Annotated in this window: 17 protein-coding genes; 9 read left to right on the plus strand and 8 right to left on the minus strand. The window is 73.2% G+C overall.

Annotated elements, in window-relative coordinates; translation table 11 throughout:
* Positions 1–65 precede the first annotated feature (65 nt).
* Entirely contained in the window at positions 66–1,025 is a 960-nt protein-coding gene (locus tag LPU61_RS01760) for a lytic polysaccharide monooxygenase (RefSeq protein WP_229403876.1), read from the plus strand.
* A 34-nt stretch (positions 1,026–1,059) separates the two neighbouring features.
* Here LPU61_RS01760 and LPU61_RS01765 read toward each other — a convergent pair whose 3' ends face one another.
* From LPU61_RS01765 to LPU61_RS01775, 3 genes are all read right to left on the minus strand, one after another.
* Positions 1,060–1,695 (minus strand): hypothetical protein, encoded by a 636-nt coding sequence (locus tag LPU61_RS01765; protein WP_043962103.1) that lies wholly within the window; start codon positions 1,693–1,695, stop codon positions 1,060–1,062.
* A gap of 100 nt (positions 1,696–1,795) precedes the next feature.
* Entirely contained in the window at positions 1,796–2,707 is a 912-nt protein-coding gene (locus LPU61_RS01770; protein ID WP_043962104.1) for a DNA-processing protein DprA, read from the minus strand.
* Between the two features lie 152 nt (positions 2,708–2,859).
* Entirely contained in the window at positions 2,860–3,198 is a 339-nt protein-coding gene (locus LPU61_RS01775; RefSeq protein WP_229403877.1) for a hypothetical protein, read from the minus strand.
* 130 nt (positions 3,199–3,328) lie between these two features.
* On the opposite strand from LPU61_RS01775, the gene LPU61_RS01780 reads away from it, so the two are divergent.
* Together LPU61_RS01780 and LPU61_RS01785 are read left to right on the plus strand one after the other, a co-directional pair.
* Entirely contained in the window at positions 3,329–4,228 is a 900-nt protein-coding gene (locus tag LPU61_RS01780; protein ID WP_043962106.1) for a helix-turn-helix transcriptional regulator, read from the plus strand.
* Positions 4,228–4,428 carry a DUF397 domain-containing protein gene (locus LPU61_RS01785; protein ID WP_229404548.1) on the plus strand — a complete coding sequence of 67 codons (201 nt, stop codon included), beginning with the start codon at positions 4,228–4,230 and terminating at the stop codon, positions 4,426–4,428. The genes LPU61_RS01780 and LPU61_RS01785 overlap by 1 nt, the downstream gene beginning before the upstream one ends.
* A gap of 77 nt (positions 4,429–4,505) precedes the next feature.
* Here LPU61_RS01785 and LPU61_RS01790 read toward each other — a convergent pair whose 3' ends face one another.
* The 3 genes from LPU61_RS01790 to LPU61_RS01800 all read right to left on the minus strand — a co-directional run bounded on the left by LPU61_RS01790 (position 4,506) and on the right by LPU61_RS01800 (position 9,612).
* Complete coding sequence (locus tag LPU61_RS01790) at positions 4,506–7,772, minus strand: NACHT domain-containing NTPase (protein WP_229403878.1); 3,267 nt, start codon at positions 7,770–7,772, stop codon at positions 4,506–4,508.
* A 168-nt stretch (positions 7,773–7,940) separates the two neighbouring features.
* Positions 7,941–8,930, minus strand: coding sequence for an L-glyceraldehyde 3-phosphate reductase (mgrA, locus tag LPU61_RS01795; RefSeq protein ID WP_043962110.1), 990 nt, complete (start codon positions 8,928–8,930; stop codon positions 7,941–7,943).
* Between the two features lie 76 nt (positions 8,931–9,006).
* Complete coding sequence (locus tag LPU61_RS01800) at positions 9,007–9,612, minus strand: cellulose binding domain-containing protein (protein ID WP_229403879.1); 606 nt, start codon at positions 9,610–9,612, stop codon at positions 9,007–9,009.
* A gap of 191 nt (positions 9,613–9,803) precedes the next feature.
* Here LPU61_RS01800 and LPU61_RS01805 point away from each other — a divergent pair, with 191 nt between their 5' ends.
* The 3 genes from LPU61_RS01805 to LPU61_RS01815 all read left to right on the plus strand — a co-directional run bounded on the left by LPU61_RS01805 (position 9,804) and on the right by LPU61_RS01815 (position 13,849).
* Positions 9,804–11,267: a sigma 54-interacting transcriptional regulator gene (locus LPU61_RS01805; protein ID WP_199485979.1), complete on the plus strand. Its 1,464-nt coding sequence runs from the start codon at positions 9,804–9,806 to the stop codon at positions 11,265–11,267.
* A 1-nt stretch (position 11,268) separates the two neighbouring features.
* On the plus strand, positions 11,269–13,221 hold the full coding sequence (locus LPU61_RS01810; protein ID WP_229403880.1) for a VWA domain-containing protein: 1,953 nt from the start codon (positions 11,269–11,271) through the stop codon (positions 13,219–13,221).
* A 100-nt stretch (positions 13,222–13,321) separates the two neighbouring features.
* Positions 13,322–13,849, plus strand: a complete 528-nt coding sequence (locus LPU61_RS01815; protein ID WP_229403881.1) for a hypothetical protein — start codon at positions 13,322–13,324, stop codon at positions 13,847–13,849.
* 585 nt (positions 13,850–14,434) lie between these two features.
* Here the strand turns inward: LPU61_RS01815 and LPU61_RS01820 are convergent.
* Entirely contained in the window at positions 14,435–15,409 is a 975-nt protein-coding gene (locus LPU61_RS01820; RefSeq protein WP_229403882.1) for a GlxA family transcriptional regulator, read from the minus strand.
* 70 nt (positions 15,410–15,479) lie between these two features.
* Here LPU61_RS01820 and LPU61_RS01825 point away from each other — a divergent pair, with 70 nt between their 5' ends.
* Entirely contained in the window at positions 15,480–16,799 is a 1,320-nt protein-coding gene (locus tag LPU61_RS01825) for an MFS transporter (RefSeq protein ID WP_228986462.1), read from the plus strand.
* Here LPU61_RS01825 and LPU61_RS01830 read toward each other — a convergent pair.
* Positions 16,721–17,005, minus strand: a complete 285-nt coding sequence (locus LPU61_RS01830; RefSeq protein WP_229403883.1) for a DUF427 domain-containing protein — start codon at positions 17,003–17,005, stop codon at positions 16,721–16,723. The two genes, LPU61_RS01825 and LPU61_RS01830, sit on opposite strands and share 79 nt — an antisense overlap.
* A gap of 54 nt (positions 17,006–17,059) precedes the next feature.
* On the opposite strand from LPU61_RS01830, the gene LPU61_RS01835 reads away from it, so the two are divergent.
* Both LPU61_RS01835 and LPU61_RS01840 read left to right on the plus strand, forming a co-directional pair.
* Entirely contained in the window at positions 17,060–18,457 is a 1,398-nt protein-coding gene (locus LPU61_RS01835; RefSeq protein WP_229403884.1) for an FAD-binding oxidoreductase, read from the plus strand.
* Positions 18,454–19,797 (plus strand): class I SAM-dependent methyltransferase, encoded by a 1,344-nt coding sequence (locus LPU61_RS01840; protein WP_043962116.1) that lies wholly within the window; start codon positions 18,454–18,456, stop codon positions 19,795–19,797. Before LPU61_RS01835 ends, LPU61_RS01840 begins: the two co-directional genes overlap by 4 nt.
* Positions 19,798–19,808 lie beyond the last annotated feature (11 nt).

Genomic DNA, 19,808 nt, shown 5'->3' on the forward strand with positions numbered 1-19,808 from the left:
TAAGGGCAGCGCCCGTCGAACCTTTGCCGCCCCGCGTCCGTACCACTGCGCGGGAGGTCGACACCATGGCCGTACGCCGCATGTTCGCCGCCGCCGCGGTCGCCGCCGCGACCGTGGCGCTCGCCGCGCCCCCGGCGTACGCCCACGGGGCCCCCACCGACCCGCTGAGCCGCGCCGCCGCGTGCCGGCCCGGCGGCCCCCACGCCGCGACCCCCGCCTGCCGGGCGGCCGTGTCGGCCGGCGCGGCGGTCCGCGAGTGGGACAACATCCGGGTGGCCCGCATCGACGGGCGGGACCGGCAACGCATCCCCGACGGGGAGCTGTGCAGCGGCGGGCTGTCCGCCTACCAGGGGCTGGACCTGGCACGCTCCGACTGGCCGGCGACCGAGCTGACGGCGGGCGCGAAGTTCACCTTCCGCTACCGCACGACGATCCCGCACCGGGGCACGTTCCGGCTCTACTCGACCGTCGACGACTACGACCCGAAGCGGCGGCTGACCTGGGTGGACCTGGAGACGGAGCCGTTCCTCACGGCGACCGACCCGCCGATCCGCGACGGGGCGTACACGATGACGGGCCGGCTGCCGGCGGGCCGCGCCGGGCGGCACCTCATCTACACGATCTGGCAGAACTCCGACACCCAGGACACCTACTACTCCTGCTCCGACGTGGTCTACCGCGAAGCTGCGGGCCCTGGCGGCGGCCCGGCTGGGGGGAAACCGGCGCCGACCGCCGTCGCCCCGGCGGGGGAGTCTGAGCCGGCCGCCGCCCCGGAGGTGCTGGCCGCCGACGCCGGGACGCTGGGCGCGCCGGCCGGGGACACCGTCGGGGGCGCGCCCGGGGTGCCTGTGGCGTCGGTGAGCCGGCTCGGCCCGGGCGGGTGGCCGGTCGCGGCCGGCGCGGCGGTCACGCTGGTCGTGCTGCTGGCCGCCCTGGTCGTACGTCTGCGCCGGCCCGCCGCCCCGCCACCCGGCCGCCCCTGCGGAGTACGCAACCACCGCGCCGGCCGCCGCCGGGTCTGGTGAGCTGCCTCAGCCGAGGTTGGGCTTCGGCGTGCTGTCAGCCGTTCTCCGTTGCGCAGCGGGCGGGGTCGAAGACCGGATCGGCGATGGCCTCCATCAGCCGCTTTGCCGGCGTGTAGGTCGGATCCACATGGCGGCCGAGAACGATCGCGGCGACCGTGGCGACACCCGCGACCTTCAGGGCGTGGGCCAGTGACTGCACGCGGGCACCGGTCGTCCAGGTGTCCTCGAGGATCAGTGCGTGGATCGGCGATGGGGACGAGGGAATGGCCGGGGCGAACCAGTCGGCGTGGAAGTCGTGGTCGTCCGCCCCATACCTCGGGTTGACCGCGCTGTCGATCCAGGGCAGGTGGAGCCGACTGCCGACGAGGTCGGTGAGCGGATGAATGCCGGGGCGGCGGGTGCTGGGGACGGTGATGACATGTGTTGGCGGTGCGCCGGTGCGGGCCGCCACGCAGGCGAGGTGGTCGCGCAGGAAGAGCAGCAAGACGGCGAGCAGGCTTCGTCGAGCCTGCTCGGAACGGGCCGTGCCCTTGTACGCCCTGAGGTTGTGATGGTGCTGCCAGGTGCGTGGCGAGTAGGAGATCGGGAGCACGAGGTCCGCGAGGATCCCGGCCGAGCGGCTCAGGTGGGACTGGCAGCGGAAGCAGAGCGGGTAACCCTCGCCGCGCACCCCCCGGCATGTGGGACAGATCCAGGGGTACGCCGGCAGCGGGTTGCGTAGGTAGCCGCGCTGGACTTCGACGTACCGGTGAATGGTGCTCCAGCGTTGGTCAGCGGAGGGCGAAGTCAGGGAAGTTCTCCAAGCCGGCTTCGGTGGGCTGATAGCTGAGGATGTCGTCGACGGCCTCCAGCAGTTGCGCGGTGCCGTGGACGACGTAGACCCCGGGGTTCTCGGCGAACGCCCTGGCCCAGTCGCACCGCATGACCTGACTGGTCAGGACGACGGGGCGGCCGTGCTGGAGGGCGAGCCGGGCCTGGATCCTTGCTCCGCTGGTCTCGCCCGCCTCGACGACGACGGTCGCGACCGCGTATCCGCTCATCACGGCGTTGCGCATGGGGAAGCTCTGCCGACTGGGCGGGGCATCGGGCCAGAACTGGGAGATCAGCAGCCCGACGTCGGCGATGTGGTCCTGTAGGCGTCGATTGTCCGGCGGATAGTACCGACGGATGCCGGTGCCGATGACGGCGACGGTGCGCCCCCCTGCCTCCAGCGCGGCGGAGTGAGCGGCCGTGTCGATGCCGCTGGCGAGCCCACTGACCACGGTCACCCCGCGCCCGGCGAGGGTGGTGGCGACGGCACGGGCGATCCGTAGCCCGTCCGCGCTTGCCCTGCGGCTGCCGACAACGGCCACCGCCCGGTCGTGAAGGCGCAGGTCACCTCGACTGAACAGAAGCGGCGGCATCTCCCGGATGCCGAGCAGTTGGGCCGGGTAGGTGGCGTCGAAGAAGGCGTGGACGCCGATCCCGTCTGCCTGCCAGCCAACGATCTCGGTGGCGGCGGCGTCGATCAGGTCGGTGGTCGAATCGTCGGGAAAGAGGGTGTCGGAGTGGCCGATCGTGCGGTCCAGGACGGCCTTGGCGCTGCCGTTGTCCTGGATGTCCAGGGCCGTCTCCGACCAGTTCACGCGGGGGCGACGAAGTAGGGCGACCAGTGCGGCCCGTTCGGTCATCGCCGTGTCCATGCGGACGATCGTAGGCCCTGGTCTGCCCTCCTGGCCCGGCCCTCCCGGCCGTTGTCGCTGGTGGGATTCTCCGACGAGGGCCATCGGTCGAACATATGTTCGACCTATATCGGGGGTCAAGGGCGGGCTGTCAGCCGCCACGTTGGAGCGGATCATGGGCCGGGTGGCTGATCGGCGGGGACCAGGACGCCGCTGCCGGACCCGTTGATGTCCTCGCTGGCGAAGGACTTGTCCGGCTCGCCGTCCTCGTCGAGCGTCGAGTAGCCGGCGTGGTAGCGGCCGAAGCCGTAGCCGCCGGCCGCCAGGGTGGCCAGGGCCCAGGGCAACAGCCCGTCGCGCAGCTTGTCCGGCACCTGCCGGTCGACGGGCACCCGGACGACCCCGAGCAGGTCGTACCACTCGTCAGGCGTGCCCGCTTCGAGCACCCGGCAGAGCGAGAACGCGTGCCGCACCTCCGGCTCCAGACCAATCCACCTGACCTCGTTCAACATGCTGCCTCCTCGGTGACGGTCCCGGAGAGAGCATCGCCGACCACGATGCTTATATCAAGGGCGTAGCGCGCGGCGAGTCTCTGGACTATGGTCGCCGATGTGCCTGTGACCGTGAACGGATGGGGTTGAGATGACGACGAACGCCGCAAGAACCCGCCGCAAGTCGACGCCGCCGCTCGCGTCGCCCACGGTGCAGGCGTGGGAGCTGGGGCTGCGTCTGCGGGAGCGCCGCGAGGAGGTGGGCATGACGGCGGTCGCGGCGGGCCGCGCCAGCGGCATCACGCAGGCGTACATCTCCGGGGTGGAGGCCGGGCGGGTCAAGCTGCCGGGCGACCGGCTGGCCCAGCTCGTCAAGATCTACGAGATCGACCCGTCCGACGCCGCCGAGCTGGAGGAGCTGCGGGTCGGTGCCATGCAGCGGGCCTGGTGGCACCAGTATTCGCAGCTCTTCCCGGCCGACTTCCTCCGCTTCCTCGGCTACGAGGCGGGCGCGGAGCACATCCGCACCTACGACAACGAGCTGCTCCACGGCCTGTTGCAGACCGAGGGGTACGCCCGTGCGGTCATCCGGGGCGGCAACACCTATGTCCGGCTGACCGAGATGGACCGGCGGGTCGCCGCGCGGATGGCGCGGCAGCGGCGGCTCGGCGACGACCACCCGATCCGCGTGACCACCGTGATCGCCGAGGGCGTGCTGCGGCAGCAGGTGGGCGGCCCGGAGGTGATGCGCGCCCAGCTCGACCACCTCGACCGGCTGCTCACCGAGCGCCCCGAACAGATCGAGATCCGGGTGATGCCGTTCGCCGCCGGGGCGCACCCCGCGCTCGGCGGCCCGTTCCAGATCCTGTCGTTCCCGTCGCCCCGGCTGCCCGACCTGGTCTGGCAGGAGGTGCTGACCTCCAGCGACATCATCGACCAGTCGAGCCGGGTCGCGGACTACGTGGTGACCTTCGCCGAGGCGCGGGAGCGGGCGCTAGGCTCGGACGAGTCGCTGGCGCTGATCCGGCGGATCGCGAAGGAGATGACGTGATGGCCCCTCGCCCCACCCCCGACCGTGGCTGGTTCAAGTCCTCCCGCAGCTCCAACAACGCGGCGTGTGTCGAGGTGCGGTTCGTCAGCGGCGCGGTCGACGTCCGCGACACCAAGGACCGCAACGGCCCGACGCTCGCCTTCGACGGTGGCTCGTGGTCCAGCTTCCTGACCGGGCTCAAGGCCGAGTCGGCGCGGTAGCACCCGCCTTCGCGGCGCGGGCGGGCCGCGACAGATCAGGCCGCCCGCTCTAGTTCGGCGAGATGCGTGGTGAGCGTTCAGAAGCGCTTTATACGTACGCCGTGGGGCCTAGCCGTGTCGTCGAGCTCGATCTGTCGTGACAGATGTACGGTGATACGTTTTCCGCGCAGCGGCGTCAGGTCGATCCCGGGTGCCGGAGCCCCTATCAGCAGATCCCTTAGTTCTGACAGGCCGCCGAGTGGCGTGAGATCGAGGACCTGCTCGGTGCGGCCGATGTACAACCACTGCAATCGGGTGAGGCTTGACAGCGGCGTCAAGTCGGCTACCGACGTGCCTTCGATGTCTAGGACAGTGAGCAACGGAAACTGCGAAAGCAACTGAATGTCTGTCACCCATTGGCACCTCCAGAGGCTCAGGTTGGTGAGACTAAGCTGGCTGAGCTGGCCCATGAGCTGAGAGAAGCCGCCGACAGGCTCTGCGGCCGCCGTCAGGTTCAGCGCAGCTAGGTGGGGCAGCGAGGCAAGGATGTCCACGCTCCATGTTGACTGTGGAGAGAAGGCCAGATCTCTCAGTGACGGGAGGCTTGCGAGGAGTTCTCCGGTGACTGGTGCGCCCGGAACGCTGAGGGCGGTTAGTTTGCCGAGGCCGGCCAAGGCTCCCAGATCTTGATCGGCCGCGAGGTCGCGAAGGTGCAGGTGAGCGAGGTTTGGCAGAGTGGCGAGGATGCGCAGGTCCATTTGCATGCCACCGGTGAAAAGCTGGAGGAAGCTCAGGTTGTTGTGCTTGGCGAGATGTACGAGGCTTCCGGTGAACTTCGAGTTCACGGATAGTGAGACCAGATGTGATGTGTCAGCAAGCAGTTCGAGATCGATATTGTCGGAAGACCAGAATGTGGTGCCGGTGAGGTGGCGGAGCCGGGGCAGTGCTGGCAGCAGGCTGGCGCTGCCGATTGTCACTTCGCCATTGTCGAGCGGTGCATCGGCGAGGACCTTGTCGGCGTATTCGTGGGGGTCAAAGTATTCCCAGGCGGTGATGAGTTCTCGTTGGACGCGAGGGCGAGGGTCGGCGGCGTATCGGGCGAGGCTGGCCAACGCTGCGGGCCCGTTGACCAGGGCGACAGCTCGCACGGTTGCTGCGGCTTGAGCCTCGCTCAGCGTCCCGAGTTCGGCGGGCAGCTCGGCGAGCAGCGGTTCTCCCACGGCGGCCAGGGACCGGGCTTCGGCTACCGACCGGGGCAGCAGGGTGCGCAGGTGCGACCGGATCCGGGCGAGGATCTCCGGCTCGACCGCAGGCGCGGTCTCCAGGCAGGCCGCGGCGAGCAGCCGCAGCCTGCGGGCCTTCTTCGGCTGCTCGTCGGCGAGGGCGAGCAGGCCGGTCAGCAACTGGGTGCGGACGGGTGCGTTGGCGTGGCCGGCGGCCAGGATGATGGTTTCGCGCCAGGTGTCGAGGTGGGCGTGTTCGAGGAGCGCGCCGGTGTGTCCCTGGTCGGCGGCTTCGCGGGCCGCCAGGTATTCCTGGAACGTGCGGTGGACGAAGTCGATGCGGTCGGGGATCGGTTCGCGCAGGATGCCGCTGCGGTGGATCATGTGGTCGAGCACGGCGTTGGTGGGTGCGGCGATGCGCCGGATCCCGGCCAGCCGGTGGGCGAAGCGTTGTTCGGCTTCGGCGCGGGTGAGTTCGGTTCGGCTGTTCTGGGTCAGCCACCAGGCGACTTCCTGCAGGATCTGGGCCTGGTCGCGGCTGGTGAGATCGGGCAGATTGGTGAAGACGCCGCGTTGCGAGTCACGGCGGTGGAGCAGCATGTCGATCGCGGCCTGATAGATGTCCATCCGATTGCGCGGCAGGTTGCTGTCGCGGTCGAGGTTCAGCGCGCACAGCATCGCGCACAGCAGCGGGCTGCCGGCGAGGTTCTGCAGGTGGGCGCTGCCGTCGAGCTGGGCGAGCAGTCGTTGCTCATAGCCGGGCAGCAGGTGGGACTCGCAGGGCAGATCCCCGGCGCGGCGGACCGCCTCGTGCCAGTGGCGGATCAGCGCTTTGACGTCGGCTGGGCCCATCCGTTCCAGGAACACCGAGGTGAAGCCCTCGGAGTTCAGCCACTTGGCGGACGCGGCGGCGGGCCGGGAGGTGACCACGACCCGCAGGTCGGGGTAGGCGGCCAGCAGGCCGCGCAGCCAGTCCCGCACCGCCCGCCGTTGGGCTTCGGGCACCTCGTCGACGCCGTCGACGCACAGGATCGCCCCTGCGTCCAGTTGGCGGTGCGCCCAGCCGGGAGGCATCAGCCCGGCCACCGTGGCGGCGATCAGGTCGAGGAACCGTTCCGGGGGAGGCAGGGGCTGGCCGACGTGGTCACGCAGCCGGATCAGGAACGGGGTGCGCCCGTTCCAGCTGTCGAGGTCTCCGGTGAACCCCTGCCGGGCTGCGGTGACCGCGATCCACTGCAGCAGGGTGGTCTTGCCGGAGCCGGCGTCGCCGCGCAGCAGGACCCGCTCGGCAGCGCCGAGGGCCTGCTCGGCCCGTACTGAGGCGCTGTCACCGCCGCCGTCGGAGCGCAGCCGGCCGGGGTCCCAGCGGAACCCGCCACGGCGCAGGCTGCGGGCGTTGGTGCCGGTGACGGCCAGGCTGATGTAGGCGATGCTCAGCGGGGTACGCAGCCGGTAGCGGTGTACGTCGATGCCGAACAGCTCCAGCTGGTCCAGCACGGTGAGCAGATGGGCCAAATACCGGGTCCGGAACTGGGTGTCGTGGCTGGTGCCGGTCGGGGCGTCCAGGCTGGTTACCGGCAGTCGCGCCAGGACCTGGGAGAGGCCGTCGGCGACCGTGGTCAGCCGTTCCAGGGCCTGCACGGTGGCGCGGACCTGGAACGGGCCGAGCTGGACGACCAACTGGGTCAGGCACGTGCAGCACTCGTCGAGGACCCTGCCGTACAGGTGGGCGGCGGCCTCGCTCAGCCCGGCCCGATCGGGGACGTCGGGCAGTTGCCGGCGCAGCCGGGTGGCCATCAGCGCGGGGTCGACGTCGTCGGCGAACACCGCCGCATCGGACAGATCGGCTGCCCGCAGCGTGTCGGACACCGCGTCCAGGGCTGCGGCGACCTCGTTGTCGGGCAGCGCCTGCTCGCCCCGGCGGACCAGTGGCTGAAGCCGTTCAAAGACGGTGTCGACGATGTCGTCCAACCGCCGGCCGGCCCGGCGTACTCCGAGGTCGTCGGCGATTCCCGAGCCGATCAGCTCGATCAGGGAGGTGTCGCGTTCCCGTTGGGCGCGGCGGTTGCCCAGCCACCGTCTGACCGCTGGCGTCACCACCGAGCCTGCGGTGCGTAACAGTGCCGTCTCGACCAAGCCCACGCCGCGCATCCCCTCGCTGCCTGCCATACCCGGCCGGTGAGCGTGTCGGCACCTAGGGGCCGTTGCCTGAACGGACCTCGCGCGGCGGACGTCCTTGCCGAGTGTCCACTTAGGCTAACAGCGGGTGCTCGCCACCGTGGGGAGCGCGGCGGGGCCCGATGGTGACGCTCAGCCGAGGTGGCCGTCGATCTCGGCCAGCTCCTCGGCGGTGAAGTCCAGGTTGTCCAGGGCGGCGACGTTCGCCTCCAGTTGGGCGACGCTGCTCGCGCCGATGATCAGGCTGGTCATGCGCGGGTCGCGCAGCGCCCAGGCGAGCGCGAGCTGGGCCAGGGACTGCCCGCGTCGCGCCGCCACCTCGCCGAGCGCCCGGATGGTGGCCATCTTCTGCTCGTCGAGGTCGCTTTCGTTGAGGAAGACGCTGGTGCGCACCCGCGAGTCCTCGGGGATGCCGCCCAGGTAGCGGTCGGTGAGCAGCCCCTGGGCGAGAGGGCTGAACGCGATGCAGCCGGCCCCCACCCGCTCCAGCGTGTCCAGCAGGCCGTCGCGCTCGGTCCAGCGGTCGAGCATCGAGTACGACGGCTGGTTGATCAGCAGCGGCGTGCCGAGGTCCCGCAGGATCGCGGCGGCCCGCTCGGTCTTCTCCGAGTCGTAGTTGGAGATGCCGACGTAGAGGGCCTTGCCGGAGCGGACGATCGCGTCCAGCGCGCCCATCGTCTCCTCCAGCGGGGTGTCCGGGTCGAACCGGTGCGAGTAGAAGATGTCGACGTAGTCCAGCCCCATCCGGCGCAGCGACTGGTCGAGCGAGGCAATGAGGTACTTGCGGGAGCCCCACTCGCCGTACGGGCCGGGCCACATGTCGTACCCGGCCTTGCTGGAGATCACCAGCTCGTCCCGGTAGGGCTTCAGGTCCGTGGCGAGCATCCGGCCGAAGTTCTCCTCCGCCGATCCGGGCGGGGGGCCGTAGTTGTTGGCCAGGTCGAAGTGGGTGATGCCGAGGTCGAAGGCGCGCCGGACGATGTCCCGCTGCCGCTCGTACGGCCGATCCGGCCCGAAGTTGTGCCACAGCCCGAGCGACACGGCCGGCAGCCGCAGCCCGCTCCGCCCGCTGCGCCGGTAGGTCATCGTCTGGTAGCGCTCGTCCGAGGCAAGGTAGGTCACGGTCCCGACCCTATCGCCGCGCCGGCGGCCGGGACAGCGACAGCTCGTCGGCGCTGCCCCGGCCGTCGTGCGGCCGTCAGACGGCGATGCAGCTCAGGGCGGGTGCGGTGGCGGGGCCCGTGCCGATCAGCCCGAAGGCGGTGCTGGCCCCCGGGGCGATCCGGCCGTTCCAGTCGGCGTTGCTGATGGTGACCACGTCGTCGATGGTCGAGGCGATCGTGGCGCTCCAGATGTCGCGCACGCCCTGGCCCTCGGGGAGCGTCAGGCGTACCGCCCAGCGGGCCATCGGCGAGGTGCCGGTGCTGTGCACCGTCACCTCGGCGTGGAAGGCCCCCGGCCAGTCGCTGACCAGCCGCCACGTCGCCGAGCAGCGGATGGCGGTCGTCGGCGTGGGGCTCGGCGGATCGGTCGGGTTGGACGACGTCGGCGTGGGAGTCGGGTAGTCGGTCGGGTGCGGCGCGCCTGTGGTCGGCGTCGGCCCCGGGTTCATCGGCGTCGTGCTCGGCGTCGGGGGAGCCGGCGTCCAGATCGGCACCACTGCGGGCGGGGCGGCGGCACCGGCTGCTCCCGCCGCCTCGGCGGCGGTGGCCGCCGAGGCGAGGCCCGGGGCGACGGGCGCGAGCAGCAGCGCGCCGGCCAGCGCCAGCAGGCCGGGACGGAGTCTGGGACGCGGACGGTTCATGGCGGCCTCCGGGACGGGAGCGGCGAACGGTGTGGTTGGGAGCGCTCCAACCATCGATGCGCGCCTATCGGGCTGTCAATCGGTGATCCGTCTCGTCGCGCCTGCCCCGCCGTCCACGGCGGTTAGGAAGGGGCCCTTCCTCTACAGGATGCGTTAACAGGGGCCCCTCCGTGCAACGTGGGCGCGCTAGCGTGGGTCGGGTGACTGAGCCCAACCAGGTTCTCCCGGTCCCGCCCGCCGACCTGCCCGGCACCCTCGGCGCGCTGCGGGCCGCCGGGCACCACTACCGCACGGTCAAGCAGGAACTCCGCGACAACCTCCTCGCCCGGCTGCGCGCCGGTGGGGACCGCTTCCCCGGCATCGTCGGCTACGACGACACGGTGCTGCCCGAGGTCGAGCGGGCGCTGCTCGCCGGCCACGACATGGTGCTGCTCGGCGAGCGCGGCCAGGGCAAGACCCGGCTGATCCGCTCCCTGGTGGCGCTGCTCGACGAGTGGACCCCGGTCATCGCCGGCTCGGTGCTCAACGAGCACCCGATGCACCCGCTCACCCCCGCGTCCCGCGCCCTGGCCGCCGAGGCCGGCGACGACCTGCCGGTCGCCTGGCTGCACCGCAGCATGCGGTACGGCGAGAAGCTGGCCACCCCCGACACCAGCGTCGGCGACCTGATCGGCGACGTCGACCCCATCCGGATCGCCCAGGGGCGCACCCTCGGCGACCCGGAGACCATCCACTTCGGGCTGGTGCCGCGCACCAACCGGGGCATCTTCGCCGTCAACGAGCTGCCCGACCTCGCCGAGCGCATCCAGGTGGCGTTGCTCAACGTGCTGGAGGAGCGCGACATCCAGGTGCGCGGCTACCAGCTGCGGCTGCCGCTGGACCTGCTCCTGGTGGCCAGCGCCAACCCGGAGGACTACACCAACCGGGGCCGGATCATCACCCCGCTCAAGGACCGCTTCGGCGCGGAGATCCACACCCACTACCCGCTCGGCCTGGAGCTGGAGCTGGCCCTGATCCGGCAGGAGGCCGACCTGGTCGCCGACGTGCCCGAGCATGTGCTGGAGGTGCTGGCCCGGTTCGCCCGCGCGGTGCGCGACTCACCGTCGGTCGACCAGCGCTCCGGCGTCTCGGCCCGGTTCGCGATCGCCGCCGCCGAGACCGTCGCCGCCGCCGCGCTGCGCCGCTCCGGCCTGCTCGCGGCCGATGCCAGCACCGAGGGGGTACGCGAGGAGGCGCCCGTCGCCCGGGTCGGCGACGCGGTGTCGGTGACCTCCACGCTGCGCGGCAAGGTCGAGTTCGAGAGCGGCGAGGACGGGCGGGAGGTCGAGATCCTCGCCCACCTGCTGCGTACCGCGACCGCCGACACGTTCCGGGCCCGGCTCGCCGGGCTGGACCTGTCCGGCTTCACCGCGCTGGTGGACGACGGCCGGGTCGTGGAGACCGGCGAACTGGTCGCCTCGGCCGAGCTGCTGCGCCAGGTCGGCACCGTGCCGGGGCTGGCCAAGGCCCTCGACCGGCTCGGGCTGGGCGACGCGCCGACGCCGGAGCAGGCGGCAGCCGGCGTCGAGTTCGTGCTGGAGGGGCTGCACCTGACGCGTCGGCTGGGCAAGGACGTCACCGACTCGGGGCGCACCGTCTACGGCGGCCGGGGCTGAGGTGGCCGGCAACCGGTTCCGGTACGGCCAGTGGCGCGGCGGCCCCGACCCGCTCGCCCCGCCGTACGACGTGCGGGCCGCCGTCGACTCGGTCGGCGCGGAGGTGCTGGCCGGCGGCAACCTCCGCGAGGCGCTGCGCGACCTGCTGCGGCGCGGCCCGCAGGGGCGCGGCGGCCTCGACGACCTCGCCGCCCGGGCCCGGCGGCTGCGCCGCGAGGCGCTGCGCCGGGGCGACCTCGACGGGGCGGTGACCCGGGCCCGGGCGCTGCTCGACCAGGCCCTCGCCGCCGAGCGGGACGAGCTGCGCGGGCGCGACGACGAGGCGGCCCGCTTCGCCGAGGCGGTGCTGGACAACCTGCCCCGGTCCACCGCCCGCGCCGTGCGGGAGCTGGCGGGCTACGAGTGGGCCAGCGAGGAGGCCCGGCAGGCGTACCGGCGGATCCTCGACGGGCTGCGCGGCGACGTGCTGGAGCAGCGCTTCGCCGGCCTGCGCGACGCGGCGCGGGCCGCCGGCGACCCGCAGGTCCAGCGGCAGCTCGCGGAGATGATGCGCGACCTCAACGACCTGCTGGCCCGGCACGCCCGGTCGGAGGACACCACCGACGCGTTCGCCGAGTTCATGCGCCGCCACGGCGAGTTCTTCCCGGAGCAGCCGAGGGACGTCGACGAGCTGGTCGACGTGCTGGCCCGGCGGGCGGCGGCCGGGGAGCGGCTGATGCGGTCGCTGTCGGACCGGCAGCGCGAGGAGCTGGCCGGGCTGATGCGCGAGTCCCTCGGCGAACGGCTGGCCGGCGAGCTGGCCGCGCTCGACGCGAACCTGCGGGCGCTGCGCCCCGACCTGCACCGGGGCGGGGGCGAGCGGGTCCGCGGCGAGCAGCCGCTCGGCTACGGCGAGGCGACCGGGGCGCTCGCCGAGATCGCCGAGCTGGACGAGCTGCTCGACGCCCTGGACCAGGAGCATCCCGGCGCGACCCTGGACGACGTGGACGTCGAGGCGGTGGCCCGGACGCTGGGCCGCGACGCGGCCGACGACGTGCGCCGGCTGCGGGAGCTGGAGCGGGAGCTGCGCCGGCAGGGCTGGGTGACCCGGGACGCCGACGGGCTGACGCTCAGCCCGAAGGCGCTGCGGCGGCTCGCCGGCACCGCGCTGCGCCAGGTCTTCGCCGACCTGACGGCCGGGCCGCGCGGCCAGCACGACCTGCGTACGGCGGGCGCGGCCGGCGAGGTCAGCGGGGCGTCGCGGCAGTGGGAGTACGGCGACGAGCAGCCGATCGACGTGGTGCGCACCCTGCACCGGGCGGTCCGCCGGGCGGGGCCGTCGGTGCCGGTCCAACTCGCCGCCGAGGACTTCGAGGTGGCGGAGACGGAGCGCCGGGCGTCGGCGGCGGTGGCGCTGTGCGTGGACCTGTCGTACTCGATGATCTCGCAGGGGCGGTGGGGGCCGATGAAGCAGACGGCCCTGGCCCTGTCCCACCTGATGGCGACCCGCTTCCCGCAGGACGCGCTGCAGATCATCGGGTTCGGCCGGCAGGCGGCGCCGCTGACCCAGGCGGAGCTGGCGGCCGTCGAACCGGACCTGCAGCAGGGCACCAACCTCCAGCACGCGTTGCGCCTGGCGGGTCGGCACCTGCGCCGGCACCCGGGCGCGGAGCCGGTGGTCCTCGTGGTCACCGACGGCGAGCCCACCGCCCACCTCGACCCCGACGACGGCCAGGCGTACTTCCACTGGCCGCCGCTGTCCGAGACGATCGCGGCGACGATCCGGGAGGTGGACCGGCTGACCCGGGCCGGCGCGATGCTCAACCTGTTCATGCTCGGCGAGGACCCCGGCCTGCGCCGCTTCGTCGACGCGGTGGCCCGCCGGTCCCGGGGCCGGATGTTCACCCCCGACCTCGACGACCTCGGCGAGTACGTGGTCAGCGACTACCTGCGCGCCCGCCGGGGCCGCCGCTGAGCGCCCGCCGGCCCGGCTGCGCCGGTGACCCGGTCCCGTCCGGGTGACCCCGGTGCGGTAGCGCTGCCCAGCCGGGCCGGCACCGGGGTTGACTGGGCTCGTGGACAGCGAGGCTCTGCGGCGGGCGTACGACGAGGTGCTCGCCGAGGTGGCGGCCGGCGGGTTCGAGCCGCCCGGCGACGGGGAGCTGAGCGCCGAGCAGATCGTGGCGCATCTGGTGGCCAACGACGAGCTGATGAGCGAGGCGACCGAGGCGGTGCTCGCCGGCTCCCCGTTCGCGTACTACGACCTGGACGCCATCCACCGCCCCCAACTCGACGCCCTCGTCGCCGAGTACGCCGACCCGGGTGCAGGCGGCGTCGGGCCGACTGCGGGCGGCGCGGCGGCGCTGGGTGGGCTGGCCGACCGGCTGCGGGAGACCAGCCGGCGGCTCTGCGCGCTGGTCGACCGGCTGGGCCCGGCGGCGCAGACGCCGGTCGAGACCAGGCTGCACGAGGACGTCGACCTGCGGGTCGACGAGACCCTGCCCTGGGCCCGCACCCTCGACCTGCACGCCCGGGTCCACCTGCCGAAGCACCTGGCCCAACTGCGGGCCCTGCGCCCGCAGTTCCACGCCCACCGCGCCTGACCCGGCGACGGCGCGGCGGCGGCCTGGCGGCCCGGCAGCTCCGGCAGGCGCGGCTGGGCCAGGAGCCGCGCCCGAGCGCCGAGCCGGATCGCCTTCGGCGCTAGCCACCCCCACCAACCGGCAGGTGACACGCTGCAACCGCAGCCGCCGGGGCCGCACACCCGTGCGTCTCCCTTTGCTCTGCACCCGCATACGCAACGCTCACGCTGCGCGATCGGCTCGCCCTCACCCGAAGGCTGGCGCCTTTGGCGTCTGGCCAGTTCAACGGCGGTGCTGCGTGGGTGGGTGCAGAGCAAAGGGAAGGGGGTCGGTGGGGCGAGGTGGAAGGAGGGTAACGCAACGTCAGCTCGGCCGGGTGGGCGTGCGCGGCGGTCGAGGAGTTACGCCGTGTCACCGAGCTGGGTCAGCCGCGTCGTTGCCCAAGCCGGCGACCGGCGTGGGTGGGCGGCGACCAGCGGCCAGTGGCCGGCGGGCGGCGGGGCGGCTGTGGTGGGCGGCGACCGGCCGGCGGTGGGCGGTGGGGCGGTGTCCGGGTGGGCCGGCGGGCCGGGCCGAGAGGGGTCGAAAGGGGCCGAGAGGGGCCGGTCAGGCGCGGGACCGGAAGGCCCTGCGGTATGCCGACGGGGAGACGCCGACCCGCCCGTGCAGCCGTTGGCGAAGTGCGGTGGCGGTGCCGAAGCCGGACCGGTGGGCCACCTGCTCGACGCTGAGGTCCGTCGTCTCCAGCAGCAGCCGGGCGTGGTCGGTGCGCTGCTGCAGCAGCCACTGGGCCGGGCTGAGCCCGGTCTCCGAGCGGAAGTGCCGGGTGAAGGTGCGCACGCTCATCCGGGCGTGTGCGGCCAGGTCGCGCAGGGCCACCGGCTCGTGCAGCCGCTGCCGGGCCCACTCGCGGGTGGCGGCGGTGCCGTTGGCCGGGTCGCGGGGCACCGGGCGCTCGATGTACTGGGCCTGCCCGCCGTCTCGCCACGGCGGCACCACGCAACGCCGGGCCGCCCGGTTCGCCACGTCGCTGCCGTGGTCGGTGCGCACGACGTGCAGGCAGAGGTCGATCCCGGCGGCGACCCCGGCGGAGGTGAGCACGTCGCCGGAGTCGATGAACAGCACCTCCGGGTCCAGCTCGATCGTGGGGTGCAGCCGGCGGAACAGCCCCGCGTACGCCCAGTGGGTGGTGGCCCGCCGGCCGTTGAGCAGGCCGGCGGCGGCGAGCACGAACGCGCCCGTGCAGATCGACATGACCCGGGCGCCCCGGGCGTGGGCGTCGCGCAGCGCCCCCGCCACGGCCGGGTCCACCGTGCCGTCGGTCATCGGCCCGCCGCCGTGCACCCCGGGCACGACCACCGTGTCGGCGGCGGCGACCAGCTCCAGCCCGTGGTCGGGCAGCACCTGGAAGCCGGCGGTGCTGCGGACCGGGCGGCCGCCCGCCGTGCAGGTGCCCACCGAGTAGAGGGGGTCACCGTCGGGGGTGCGGGCCGCGCCGAGGACCTGGGCGGGAGTGCCGAGGTCGAGGCCGACCACGCGGTCCACGGCGAGCACCGCGACCCGGTGCGGCACGAACGTCATGGCCCGATTATTGCGCACCATGGCATTCCGGCCACTCGTCGCCGGGCTGTCGGGGCCCGAGACTCGGTGCGTGACCCGTACCCGTCGTTTCCACCCGGCCTGGGCCGTGGCGGCCGTCGCCTTCGTCGCGCTGGTCGGCGCGGCCGGCTTCCGCGCCACCCCCTCGGTGCTGCTGCACCCGCTGCACGCCGAGTTCGGCTGGCCGCTGGCCACCGTCTCCGCCGCCGTCTCGGTCAACCTGCTGCTCTACGGGCTCACCGCCCCCTTCGCCGCCGCCCTGATGGACCGCTTCGGCATCCGCCGGGTGGTGACCGTCGCCCTGGTGCTGGTCGCCCTCGGCAGCGGGCTGACGGTCTTCATGACGGCGAGCTGGCAGCTCGTCCTGTGCTGGGGCGTGCTGGTCGGGCTGGGCACCGGGTCGATGGCGCTGGCCTTCGTGGCGACCGTCACCGGGCGCTGGTTCGTCGCGCGGCGGGGCCTGGTGACCGGGGTGCTCACCGCCGGCGGGGCCGCCGGTCAGCTCGTCTTCCTCCCGCTGGTCGCCGTGCTCGTGCGCGACCACGGCTGGCGCGCGGCGGCGCTCGTCGTCGCCGGGGCCGCGCTGGCGGTCGTACCCCTGGTGGGGTGGCTGCTGCGGGAGCACCCGGCGGATCTCGGCGTGCCCGCCTACGGCGCGGCGGAGGTGGTCCCGCCCGCGCCGCCGACGGGCGGCGCGGCGGCGCGGGCGGTCGGCGTGCTGGCTGCCGCCGCGCGGACCCGGCCGTTCTGGCTGCTCGCGGGCGGCTTCGCGATCTGCGGCGCGACCACCAACGGCCTCGTCGGCACCCACTTCGTGCCGGCGGCCCACGACCACGGCATGGCCGAGACCACCGCCGCCGGGCTGCTCGCCCTGGTCGGGCTGTTCGACATCGTCGGTACGGTCGCGTCCGGCTGGCTCACCGACCGGTTCGACGCGCGGCTGCTGCTCGGCGCCTACTACGCGCTGCGCGGCGCGTCGCTGCTGGTGCTGCCGAGCCTCTTCGCGGGCACCGCCGAGCCGAGCATGCTGGTGTTCGTCGTCTTCTACGGCCTGGACTGGGTGGCCACCGTCCCGCCGACGGTGGCGCTGTGCCGGGAGTGGTTCGGCGCGTCCGGCGCGGTGGTCTTCGGCTGGGTCTTCGCCGCCCACCAGCTCGGCGCGGCGTTCGCCGCGACCGGGGCGGGGCTGGTCCGCGACCGGCTCGGCGACTACGCCGTCGCCTGGTACGTCGCGGGCGCGCTGTCGATCGGCGCGGCCGGGCTCTCCCTGCTGCTGCGCCGGCGCGGGCCGGCTCAGTCGACGACCGAGACGTCCTTCCAGAACGCCACCCGGTCGCGGACCATCTCGGCCTCCGGCAGCGGGTCCGGGTAGTACCAGACGGCGTCGGCGCTGCTGCGCCCGTCGTGCTCCAGCGTGTAGTAGGAGGCGGTGCCCTTCCACGGGCAGAAGGTGTGCGTCGCGGACGCGCGGAGCACGTCGTCGCGCAGGGCGGCGCGCGGGAAGTAGTGGTTGCCCTCGACCACCACCGTGTCGTCGCTGTCGGCGATCACCAGGTCGTTCCAGACGGCTTTCGGCATGCGCCCCAGGTTAGCGTCCCCACCGGAACGATCGTTCGCGCGTAGAGTGATCTCATGCGCGCAGGCCGTGTGGATCATGCAGTTGACCACGACGGAGCGGTGGACCTGCTGCGGCGGTCGTACGCCGCGGTGCCCGCCGGAGAGACCGTTCGACTGGCCAAACGCACCTCCAACCTGTTCCGCCCGAGATCCGCCCCGAGCGTCCCCGGCCTGGACGTCAGCGGCCTCGGCGGGGTGATCGGCGTCGACCCGGTCGTCCGCACCGCCGACGTGCAGGGCATGTGCACCTACGAGCGGCTGGTCGCCGCGACCCTGCCGCACGGGCTGATGCCGCTGGTGGTGCCGCAGCTGCGCACCATCACCCTGGGCGGCGCGGTCACCGGCCTCGGCATCGAGTCCACGTCGTTCCGGCACGGCCTGCCGCACGAGTCCGTCCTGGAGCTGGACGTCCTCACCGGCGCGGGCGAGATCGTCACCGCCCGGCCCGACGGGCCGCACGCCGACCTCTTCGCGGCCTTCCCCAACTCGCTGGGCAGCCTCGGCTACGCCACCCGGCTGCGCATCGAGCTGGCCCCGGTCCGCACGTACGTGGCCCTGCGCAACGTCCGCTTCACCGACCTCGACGCGTTGACCGAGGCGATCGGCGAGGTGACCGCCACCGGCTCCTGGGCCGGCGAGCCGGTCGACGCGATGGACGGGGTGATGTTCAGCCCCGGCGAGGCGTACCTCGTGCTGGCGACCTTCACCGACGACGCGCCGCAGGTCAGCGACTACACCGGCCAGGGCATCTACTACCGCTCGCTGCCCCGGCGCACCCGCGACTGGCTGACCACCCACGACTACCTGTGGCGGTGGGACACCGACTGGTTCTGGTGTTCGGCGGCGTTCGGCGCGCAGCACCCGGTCGTGCGGAGGCTCTGGCCGGCCCGGTTGCGGCGCAGCGACGTCTACCACCGCCTCGTCCGGCTGGAGCACCGGCACCAGGTGGCGGCCCGCATCGACCGGCTTCGCGGCCAGCCGGCCCGCGAGCGGGTGGTGCAGGACGTGGAGATCCCCCTGGAGGGCACCGCCGGCTTCCTGCGCTGGTTCGCCCGCGAGGTGCGGATGTCCCCGGTCTGGCTCTGCCCGCTGCGGCTGCGCGAGCCGGCCGGCCCCGGTTCGGCGCGGGCCTGGCCGCTATATCCGCTGCGTCCCGGCCAGAACTACGTCAACATCGGCTTCTGGGGGACCGTGCCGATCACCGGAGGCGCCGCCGACGGCGACGTCAACCGGCTGGTCGAGCGCGCGGTGTCCGACGCGGGCGGCCACAAGTCGCTCTACTCGGACGCGTACTACGACCGCGAGGCGTTCGACCGGCTCTACGGCGGGGACACCTGGCGCGCGGTGAAGGACCGTTACGACCCGGACCACCGGCTCACCGGACTTTACGAGAAGGCGGTAGCGCGAAAATGAGCCTGATTGACCGAGAACAGGGGGCGGCCGACGTCCCGTCCGTCCCGCCGGCCGGGAGCCGGCGCGCGACCCCGACCGTGGCCGACGTGGTCCGTGCCGTCACGGCCGGGGCCCTACCGGTCCGGATCACGGGGTACGACGGCAGCGCCGTCGGCCCGGCCGACGCCGGGATCACCCTGGCCGTCCGCTCCGAGCGGGGCCTGTCCTACCTGCTGACCGCCCCGGGCGACCTGGGCATGGCGCGGGCGTACGTCAGCGGCGACCTGGAACTGGGCGGCGTGCACCCCGGCGACCCGTACGAGGCGCTGCGGGTGCTCAAGGACGAGCTGAAGTTGCGCCCGCCGTCGCTGGCCGAGGGGCTGGCCCTGGTGCGCGGGCTGGGCTGGGAGCGGCTGATGCCGCCGCCGCCCCCGCCGCAGGAGGCCGCGCCGCGCTGGAAGCGGATGGTCAACGGGCTGCGGCACTCCCGCACCCGGGACAGCACCGCCATCTCCCACCACTACGATGTGTCGAACGCCTTCTACGAGCTGGTGCTCGGGCCGTCGATGACGTACACGTGCGCGGTGTTCCGCAGCCCCGACGACACGCTGGAGCAGGCGCAGGCCGCGAAGTACGACCTGGTCGCCGGGAAGCTCGGGCTGAAGCCGGGGATGCGGCTGCTCGATGTCGGCTGCGGCTGGGGCGGCATGGTCCGGCACGCGGCCCGGGAATACGGCGTGAAGGCGCTGGGCGTGACCCTGTCCCGGGCGCAGGCGCAGTGGGCGCAGGCGGCCATCGAGCGGGAGGGGCTGTCGGAGCTGGCCGAGGTGCGGCACCTGGACTACCGGGACGCCCCGCGCGAGCAGTTCGACGTGATCTCCTCGATCGGCCTGACCGAGCACATCGGGGTGCGCAACTATCCGGCCTACTTCCGGGCGCTGGGCGGCCGGCTGCGCGTCGGCGGGCGGCTGCTCAACCACTGCATCACCCGGGCCGACAACCGGGCCCCGCACCGTTCGGGCGCGTTCATCGACCGGTACGTCTTCCCCGACGGCGAGCTGGCCGGCCCCGGGCGGCTGATCAGCGAGATCCACGACGCGGGGCTGGAGGTGCACCACGAGGAGAACCTGCGCCAGCACTACGCGCTGACCCTCGCCGGTTGGTGCCGCAACCTGGTGGCGCACTGGGACGAGTGTGTGGCCGAGGTCGGCCAGGGCACCGCCCGGGTGTGGGGACTTTACATGGCGGGATCGCGGCTGGCGTTCGAGCGCAACGAGATCCAGCTGCACCAGGTGCTGGCCACGCGCAACGGCCCGCGCGGGGTGAACGGCTACCCGCTGCGGCCGGACTGGTCCGCCTGACCGGCGGGCGC

Source organism: Micromonospora sp. NBRC 110038, from assembly GCF_020884815.1.
Taxonomy (GTDB): Bacteria; Actinomycetota; Actinomycetes; order Mycobacteriales; family Micromonosporaceae; genus Micromonospora; species Micromonospora haikouensis.